Consider the following 8,519-nt stretch of genomic DNA (forward strand, 5'->3'; position numbering starts at 1 on the left):
GGCCCTCAGCCCGCTCGCCGGCGCAGGGCGAGGAGCACGGCGCCGACCGCGAGCGCCGCGAACGCGGCCGCGACGAGCGCGGCGACGCTCGCGCCGGTCGCGGCCATGGCGCCCGTCCCGCCGTCGTCCGCGCCGTCCTCCGTGCCACCCGGCCCGTCGTCCGTGCCGGTGCCCGGGTCGTCCGGGGTCGGGCCGTCCGTCGGCGGCGTCGTCGGGTCGGTCGGGGTGGGCGTCGGCGGGGGCTGGACCACGGTGTTCGTCACCGTGCACACGACGGCGGCGCCGTCGTCCACCTGGACGGTGTCGGCGTCGACGAGCTCCCCGCCGTCGCACACCCAGTCCCCCGCCGTGTAGTCGACGGCGCCGCCGGTCTCCGACAGGTCGTACGTGCCCTCGGCGACGGGGACCGCGGTGACGTCGGGGCTGCCGTCGAACCCGGAGACCGGGCTGGGGCCCGCAGCGGTGAGCTCCCAGTCGTCGGCGGGTGCGGCGTCGTCCACGACGGCCTTGTGCAGGGTGAGGGTGCCCGCCTGCCAGTGGTTCGTCACGGTGCACGTGACGTCGTCGCCCGGCTCGACGACGACCGTGGAGACCGCGGTGCCCGGGACCGTCGTCGACAGCGAGCGCACGACGCGCGCGTCGTCGCACGACCAGCGCAGCGCGGTCCAGCCGTCCGGCCCGCCCGACTCGGTGAGCACGTAGCGGCCGGGCTCGACCGCGACGTGCGACACCTCCGGGCTGCCCGTCACCCCTGCGATGGTGCGGCCTTCGCCCGTGGCGCCGAGCGTCCAGTCGGTCGGCTGCGCGTCGCCGGTGTAGCCGCGGTCGTCGAGCTCCTTGACGAGCGTGAGGTGCGGTGTCTCGGCACGGTTCGTCACGACGCACGTGACGTCGTCGCCGGGCACGAGCGTCACGGTGGACCCGTCGAGCGTCCCGCCGTCGCACGTCCACCCCTCGGAGACGTAGCCGCCGAACCCGCCCGTCTCGGCGAGGTCGTAGCTGCCCGTCGGGACGGGGACGGACGTGACGGCGTCGCTGCCGGCCGGTCCCTCGAGGACGGCGACGTCGTCCGCGGACCTCGCGCTGAGCGTCCACGCGGCCGGGTCGGGGGAGCCTCCGACCACGACCTTGCCGAGCGTGAGCGTCGCCTCGACGTAGGTGTTGGTCACCGTGCACACGACGTCCTCGTCCGGACCGACGACGACGTTCGCCCCCGCCTGGAGCAGCCCGCCGACGCACTCCCACGCGCCCTGCTCGTAGCCCGGCGGTCCTCCGGACTCGGCGAGCGCGTGCACGCCCTCGCCGACGTCGACCTGGGTCACCGCGGTGCTGCCGGACGGCCCCGAGATCGTCGCGTCGGCCCCGTCCGGTCCCGGCCCGGTCGCCGACAGCGTCCAGTCCTCCGGGGCCGCGGGCCCGCCGTCGACCTCCTTGACGAGCGTGAGCAGGGACGGCAGCGGCGTGTTGGTGATCGTGCACGTGACGTCGCCGCCCTCGGGCACGGCGACGACGTCGCCCGTCACCGTCGCGCCCGTGCACTCCCACGGACCGGCGGCGAAGCCGCTCCAGCCGTCCTCGGCGAGCGTGTAGTCACCCGCGGGGACGTACGCGTCCGTGACGGCGTCCGACCCGGACGGCCCGCTGACCGTCGTCGCCGCGCCGGTCGCGGTGAGCGTCCAGTGCTCCGGCACGGCGAACCGCTCGCCCTCGAGCAGCTTGGCGAGCGTGAGCGTCGCGCCGGTCCACGTGTTCGTCGCCGTGCACACGACGTCCTCGCCCTCGGCGACCGTGACCGCGCCTCCCGAGCCGTCGCCGGCGGCCGCCCCCGTGCACGCCCACGCGACGTCGTACCCGGGCGGGCCGTCCTCCGTCAGCGCGTACGTCCCGGTCGCGACCTCGACGGCCGTGACGTCGGCCGAGCCCGTCGTCCCGGAGAGCGTCTGCGGGCCGGCCGCGGCGAGCGTCCAGTCCCCCGGGGACGCCGGGCCCCCGACGACGTCCTTGACCAGGGTCAGCGTCGGCGCGGTCGGCGCGACCGGTCCGACGTTCGTCACCGTGCACGTCACCGAGGCCGCGAGGTCGATCGTCACGACGTCGCCGGCGAGGTCGGCGCCGTCGCACGCCCACCCGTCGCTGCGGTAGCCGTCGGGACCGCCCTCCTCGGAGAGCGTGTACTGCCCGATGCGGACCTCCTGGCGCGTCACGGCGTCGGAGCCCGAGGGACCCGCGATCGCGGAGGGCCCCTGCGCGCGCAGGGTCCAGTCCTCGGGCGACGCCGTCCCGCCCACGACGTCCTTGACGAGCGTGAGCGTCGGGAAGATCGCCTCGTTGTCGACCGTGCAGGTCAGCGTGCCGCCCGGGGGGACGACGACCTCGGGCGTCGGGTCGAGGATGTCGTCGCCCCCGCAGCTCCAGCTCTGGAACCGGTAGCCGTCGACGCCGCCGGACTCCCAGATGCGGTAAGTCCCCGCCGGCACCTCGAGGGACTGGACGCCGTTGAGCCCGTCCCCCTCGATCACCTGCCCGGTGTCGAGGTTCCGCGCGTGCATCGTCCACAGCTCGCGCCGGCCCTCGGACGAGCCGGTGTCGAGGTTCTCGATCCGCTTGAACAGCGAGAGGCGTCCCGTCTCGACCTGCGCGGCCGCGGACCTGCCGGCGGGCACGACGAGTGCGACGAGGAGCGCGACGGCGAGCAGCGCTGCTCCGAGGACGACGATCGGACGTGACGCGCGCGGGGCGCGGGACGAGCGGTTCGGCACGGGTCGGCACCTCCGTCGCAGGATCGGACCGACCGTAACCCGTGGGGGGGCAGGACGCCCGCCGACCGCGGGAGCGGGGGCAGGGCGCCCGCTCCCGCGGGAACTCGGGCCTGCCGCATCTCACCCGTCGTCACGTCGTCTCATCAGGCGGGCGCTCTCGACCGCATGGCGGATCGCCTCTACGATCGAGGGCAACCATCCAGAGCGGTCGAGAGTCCTGGCTCGACGACACCGCAGCAACCCGCCGACGGAAGCCTCCCGAGGACAAAGGTGCTAACGCCAGGGTCGATGGAGTGACTATGGTCCACGAGGCATCCTTCACGCACGGTCCCACCGTGTCGTTCGAGCTCATGCCGCCCCGGCGCCCCGACGCGGCGCCGAAGTTCTGGGAGACGGCGCGCCGGCTCGTCGCGACGCACCCCGACTTCGTGTCCGTGACCTACGGTGCCGCCGGCACCGACCGCGCGACGTCGCGCGAGGTCATCGCGCGCCTGGTCCAGGGCACGCCCGTGCTGCCGATCGCCCACCTCACGTGCGTGGGCGCGTCGCGCGAGGACGTCGAGGAGGTCATCGCCGACTTCCTCGACGCCGGCGTGCGCAGCTTCCTCGCGCTACGCGGCGACCCGCCGAAGGACCAGCCCGACTGGCGGCCCGCGCCGGACGGCGTCCGCTCGAGCATCGAGCTCGTCGCCCTGCTGCGCGAGGTCGAGGCGTCGCGCTGCGCGGCGAACCCGTCGTCGGCCCTGCGCGGCGCGGCCCGGCCGCTGACCATCGCCGTCGCGACCTTCCCCGACGGCAACCGGCCCGCCGGCACGACGCGCGCCCAGGAGGTCCGCCGCCTGTGGCAGAAGCAGCAGGCCGGCGCGAGCTTCGCGATCACCCAGCTGTTCTACGACGCGTCGTCGTACACCGACTTCGTCGCCGAGGCCCGCGCGGCCGGCGTGACGATCCCGATCCTCGCCGGGCTGCTGCCCACGACGGAGCCACGACGGCTCCGCCGCGTCGAGGAGCTCATGGGCGTCCCCGCTCCCCGGCACCTGCTGGAGGCGCTCGACGCCCTGCCCGACCCGCAGGCGCAGCACGCCTACGGGATCGCGTACTCGGTCGACCTCGCGCAGCGCGTCCTCGACGCCGGCGCCCCCGGTCTGCACGTGTACACGTTCAACAAGCACCACGCCGCACTCGACCTGCTCGAGGGTGTCCACCTCGGCGGCGGGACGCGCGGGACCGACGGTGGGAGCCCGAACAGCTCGGGCGCCGTACCGTCCCCGCTCGTCCCGGACCTGGCCAGCGGGCCGTGGGTCACCGGCACCTCCCTGCCCACGACGGGCGCCGCCACGCACGGCAGCCCCGTCTGACCGGTCCCCGGGACCAGCAAGAGGTATCGATCATGACCGTCTCCGTACCCTCCCCTACCCACTTCCCGGCCGACGGGCCCGTGCCGTTCCCCGCCGGGACCGTCCTCGGCTACCCGCGCATCGGGCGCCGCCGCGAGCTCAAGAAGGCCGTGGAGGCCTTCTGGGCCGGGCGGACGAGCGCCGACGAGCTCGAGTCCACGGCACGCGAGCTGCGCCTCGCGACCGTGCGGCGCCTCGTCGAGCTCGGGCTCGACGCCGACGACGCGTCCGTCCCCGGCTCGTTCTCCTTCTACGACCAGGTGCTCGACGTCGTCGCGACGCTCGGGGCCGTCCCGTCACGGTTCGCGTCGCTCACCGACGCGGACGGTCGTCTCGATCTGTCCGGCTACTTCACCGTGGCCCGCGGCCAGGGCGAGGACGCGCCGCTCGAGATGACCAAGTGGTTCGACACGAACTACCACTACCTCGTCCCCGAGATCGGGCCGGACACCCCGGTCCGCTTCGTCGACGACCTCGTCGTGCGCGAGTTCGTCGAGGCGAAGGAGGCGGGCGTCGTGACCCGGCCGGTCGTCGTCGGGCCCGTGACCTTCCTCGCGCTCGCCAAGGTGGACGACACCGTGGGCCCGGACTCCGGGTTCCGCCCGCTCGACCGCCTCGACGACGTCGTCGCCGCCTACGCCGACCTGCTGCGCGCGCTCGCCGCGGCCGGCGCGCCGTGGGTGCAGCTCGACGAGCCGGTGCTCGTCACCGACACGGTCGGCGTGCCGCCCGCCGACCTCGCCGCGGCGGTGGAGCGGGCGTACCGCGTGCTCGCGACCGATCTCCGCCCTGTGCCGAACCCCGGCTTGGACGGCACGCAGGCCGCCGGGAGCCACACAAGCCCGGGTTCGGCGGGCGGGGTGCGCCCGGCGATCCTCGTCGCCGCGCCGTACGGCGGGCTCCAGGGCCGGGCGTCCGACGACGCGGGGGCGGGCACGGGTGCGGCGCCGCTGGACGGGCTCGCCCTGCTTGCGCGGACCGACGTCGACGCGATCGCCGTCGACCTCGTCAAGGGCGCGGTGCCGACGGGGTCCGCCGCGGACGGCACCGTGTCCGGGCTGGCGACGAAGACGCTCGTCGCGGGCGTGGTCGACGGCCACAACGTCTGGCGCGCGGACCTGGCCGCGCGGCTCGAGGTGGTGGACGCCGTGCGCGGCCTCGGGGCCGGCGCGCTCGCCGTCGGGACCTCGACGTCGCTCCTGCACGTGCCGCACGACGTCGAGGACGAGACGTTCGCCGAGCCGGGGACGCCGGGCGCGCCGCGCACCGCGCTGGACCCGCGCCTGCGCGAGTGGCTCGCGTTCGCCGACCAGAAGGTGGGCGAGGTCGCGACGCTCGCCCGTGCGCTCACCGCGGGGCGCGACGCCGTGGCCGAGGAGCTGGCCGCGTCGAGCGCGGCCGTCGCGTCCCGCGCGACGGCGACCGGCGTCGTCGTGCCGGCCGTGCGCGAGCGGGCGGCCGCGCTGACGGACGCGGACGTCGCGCGCGAGCCGTACGCCGAGCGCGCCGCCGCCCAGGCCGGGCGCCTCGCCCTGCCGCCCCTGCCCACGACGACCATCGGCTCGTTCCCGCAGACCCCGGAGATCCGCCGCGCCCGGGCGCAGTGGACGAAGGGCGAGCTCGCCGACGCCGACTACACGGCAGCCATGCGCGAGGAGGTGGCGCGCGTCGTCGCGCTGCAGGAGGAGCTGGGCCTCGACGTGCTCGTGCACGGCGAGCCGGAGCGCAACGACATGGTCCAGTACTTCGCCGAGCACCTCGACGGGTTCGCCGTCACCGCGAACGGCTGGGTGCAGTCGTACGGGTCGCGCTGCGTGCGTCCGCCGGTCCTGTGGGGCGACGTCGTGCGCCCGGAGCCCATCACCGTCGAGTGGTCGGCGTACACGGCGTCGCTCACCGACAAGCCCGTCAAGGGCATGCTCACCGGCCCGGTGACGATCCTCGCGTGGTCGTTCGTGCGCGACGACCAGCCGCTCGGCGACACCGCGGTCCAGGTCGGGCTCGCGCTGCGCGACGAGATCGCCGACCTGGAGGCCGCGGGGATCGGGGTCGTGCAGGTCGACGAGCCGGCGCTGCGCGAGCTGCTGCCCCTCCGGCGCGCGGACCAGCCGGCGTACCTCGACTGGGCCGTGGGCTCGTTCCGGCTCGCGACGTCGGGCGTGGACGTGGCGACGCAGGTCCACACCCATCTGTGCTACTCGGAGTTCGGCGAGGTCGTCGACGCGATCGACGGCCTCGACGCCGACGTGACGTCGGTCGAGGCCGCGCGGTCCCGCATGGAGATCGTGCCCGAGCTCGCCGCGGCCGGGTACCACCGCGGGATCGGGCCGGGCGTGTACGACATCCACAGCCCGCGCGTGCCGTCGGTGGAGGAGGTCACGGAGCTCCTCGGGCTCGCGGTGAGGTCCATCGACCCGCGCGTCGTGTGGGTCAACCCGGACTGCGGGCTGAAGACGCGCCGCTACGAGGAGACGGTGCCGTCGCTCGAGCACCTCGTCGCGGCGGCACGGGCGGTGCGCGCCACCCTCCCGGCGTAGACCGTCCGCGGCGCGCGGCCGTGCCGGGGGTCAGGACCTCGGCACGGCCGCGCGGTCGCGCTCACCGCCGCGGCGCGGTGATCCGCGGGTCAGCGCTCGGTCGAGCCGGTGCCCATCATCGGGATCATGAAGGCGAGCGTCGCCGACGCGATGCCGCCCACGAAGAGCCACGGGGCGGCGGCGCCCGCGTCCGACGCGCCCGCGCCCATGAGCACGAGCCCGCCGACGAAGAGCGCGAAGGTCAGGACGAAGCGCAGCACCGCACCGGCGTGGCCGGGGATGTCACGGCCCTCGGTCCCGGTGGGGAGGGGGCTGTGGGCGGCCTGCTCGCTGGTCGTCGTCATGGGACTGGCTCCTCGCTACGTTCCGTCAGACGTGCGGTGCACGCCCGGTAGGTCCCACGGTACCGGCGTCGGGCGCGGTCGCTACGCTCGGGGCGCATGACGACGACGATCGGCCGCACGGTCCTGCTCTGCCACGACCTGGACGCGAGCGCGGCGTTCTGGGCGGACGGCTTCGGCTTCGGCACCCTGTTCCGCGGCGAGACGGACGGCTTCCCGCTCCTGCACGTCGGCCCGGGGCGCGTCGACGAACCGGGGCTCTGGCTCGTCCCCCTGCCCGACGGCGCGGCGCCCCTCGTGCGGCACGGCCTGCCCAACCTCGTCCTCTACGTGGACGACGTCGACGCGACGCTCGACCGGCTGGCCACCCTCGGCGTGGAGCCGTTCGTCGGTCCCGAGACCGACCCGGGCTCGGGCGACCGGTACGCGCACGTGCACGACCCGGACGGGCACCGGATCGTCGTCGTGCGCCTGGGCAGCGCACCGTCCTGACCGTCGCCTCGCCATCTCGGTGGACCATCTCGGTGGACCTCGGCGCCGCCGCGAGGCACCATGGTGAGGTCGGTCGGACGTCGACCACCCGTCCCGTCACGCAGGTGAGCGTGTCGCAGGGCGGTCCGGAGCGAGGAGTCAGCGGATGCAGATCGCCGCAGGGTGCGAGGTGGCCGCCACGGCCTGCTCGGGCGACCCTGCGCGCCGCGCACCGTCGTCCTCCCCCGCCGGCCGCTGACCGCGGCCGGCCCGCGTCGTCGACCCCGCGCGGCACACCCGCTGCCACGCCGCCCGTCGCCCCTGCTGAGCGCTGCGCTCTGCTCGCGTCGCGACCGCGCGCCGTCGTGCCCGCGTGCGGTCGTCCGCGCGCGGACCGCCGGCGCTCGTCGTCCCGCGCCGACGGCGGCCCCGACCGACCCGGAAGCCGAGCACCTCATGAACCCCTTGACCGAGAAGCAGATCCGCGCGTCCTTCGTGAACGCCTCCCGCCGTGAGGCCGCCCAGGCGACGCTGCCCGACCTCGACGCCCTCGACTGGGAGCGGCTGGACTACCTCGGGTGGCGCGACCGCAAGGCGCCGCTGTCCGCGTACGCCGTCGTCCCGCTCGACGGCGAGCCCGTCGGCGTCCTGCTGCGCTCCACGGACGCGAAGTCGGGCGGCAGGCGCCGTCGCGCGCTGTGCGCGTGGTGCGAGGACGTCGTCGTGACCGACGACGTGAGCCTGTACGTCGCACGGCGTGCCGGGGCGTCCGGCCGTCGCGGCAACACCGTCGGCACGCTCATCTGCACCGACTTCCGCTGCTCCGCGAACGTGCGCCGCACCCCGACCCGCACCGAGCTCGGCGACGACGACTCGATGCGCGACACGATCGTCGAGCTCCGCGTCGACGGCCTGCGCGAACGCTCCTCCCGCTTCGTCGCCGAGGTCCTCCGCGACGCCTGACCGCGAGATAGAGCCTCCGGCGCCGAGGTAGAGCCCCCAGGGCTCTACCTC

6 protein-coding genes and 1 riboswitch are annotated in these 8,519 nt (G+C 75.3%); of the genes, 4 read left to right on the forward strand and 2 right to left on the reverse strand.

Features of this window, described 5'->3' with window-relative positions:
• Positions 1-5 precede the first annotated feature (5 nt).
• Positions 6-2,759, reverse strand: a complete 2,754-nt coding sequence (locus tag ACFTZA_RS06190; RefSeq protein ID WP_378191902.1) for a hypothetical protein — start codon at positions 2,757-2,759, stop codon at positions 6-8.
• A 192-nt stretch (positions 2,760-2,951) separates the two neighbouring features.
• A riboswitch (SAM riboswitch) is annotated at positions 2,952-3,054 on the forward strand.
• A 4-nt stretch (positions 3,055-3,058) separates the two neighbouring features.
• Here ACFTZA_RS06190 and ACFTZA_RS06195 point away from each other — a divergent pair.
• Both ACFTZA_RS06195 and metE read left to right on the forward strand, forming a co-directional pair.
• Positions 3,059-4,117, forward strand: coding sequence for a methylenetetrahydrofolate reductase (locus ACFTZA_RS06195; protein ID WP_378191904.1), 1,059 nt, complete (start codon positions 3,059-3,061; stop codon positions 4,115-4,117).
• A 32-nt stretch (positions 4,118-4,149) separates the two neighbouring features.
• Positions 4,150-6,693: a 5-methyltetrahydropteroyltriglutamate--homocysteine S-methyltransferase gene (gene metE, locus ACFTZA_RS06200; protein WP_378191906.1), complete on the forward strand. Its 2,544-nt coding sequence runs from the start codon at positions 4,150-4,152 to the stop codon at positions 6,691-6,693.
• A gap of 89 nt (positions 6,694-6,782) precedes the next feature.
• On the opposite strand, the gene ACFTZA_RS06205 is transcribed toward metE, so the two are convergent.
• Entirely contained in the window at positions 6,783-7,037 is a 255-nt protein-coding gene (locus ACFTZA_RS06205) for a hypothetical protein (protein ID WP_378191908.1), read from the reverse strand.
• A 96-nt stretch (positions 7,038-7,133) separates the two neighbouring features.
• Here ACFTZA_RS06205 and ACFTZA_RS06210 point away from each other — a divergent pair, with 96 nt between their 5' ends.
• The gene (locus ACFTZA_RS06210) at positions 7,134-7,526 is read left to right on the forward strand and encodes a VOC family protein (RefSeq protein WP_378191909.1); all 393 of its coding nucleotides are present in this window, start codon (positions 7,134-7,136) and stop codon (positions 7,524-7,526) included.
• A gap of 435 nt (positions 7,527-7,961) precedes the next feature.
• The gene (locus ACFTZA_RS06215) at positions 7,962-8,468 is read left to right on the forward strand and encodes an FBP domain-containing protein (RefSeq protein ID WP_378191911.1); all 507 of its coding nucleotides are present in this window, start codon (positions 7,962-7,964) and stop codon (positions 8,466-8,468) included.
• The last annotated feature ends 51 nt before the right edge of the window (positions 8,469-8,519 follow it).

This window comes from Cellulosimicrobium sp. NPDC057127, assembly GCF_042670945.1.
Classification (GTDB): Bacteria; Actinomycetota; Actinomycetes; order Actinomycetales; family Cellulomonadaceae; genus Cellulosimicrobium.

Excerpts from the sequence above, each read along its gene's own strand:
- ACFTZA_RS06195 (WP_378191904.1), top strand. The coding sequence starts at position 3,059 with ATGGTCCACGAGGCATCCTTCACGCACGGTCCCACCGTGTCGTTCGAG.
- ACFTZA_RS06215 (WP_378191911.1), top strand. The coding sequence starts at position 7,962 with ATGAACCCCTTGACCGAGAAGCAGATCCGCGCGTCCTTCGTGAACGCC.
- ACFTZA_RS06205 (WP_378191908.1), bottom strand. The coding sequence starts at position 7,037 with ATGACGACGACCAGCGAGCAGGCCGCCCACAGCCCCCTCCCCACCGGG.
- metE (WP_378191906.1), top strand. The coding sequence starts at position 4,150 with ATGACCGTCTCCGTACCCTCCCCTACCCACTTCCCGGCCGACGGGCCC.
- ACFTZA_RS06210 (WP_378191909.1), top strand. The coding sequence starts at position 7,134 with ATGACGACGACGATCGGCCGCACGGTCCTGCTCTGCCACGACCTGGAC.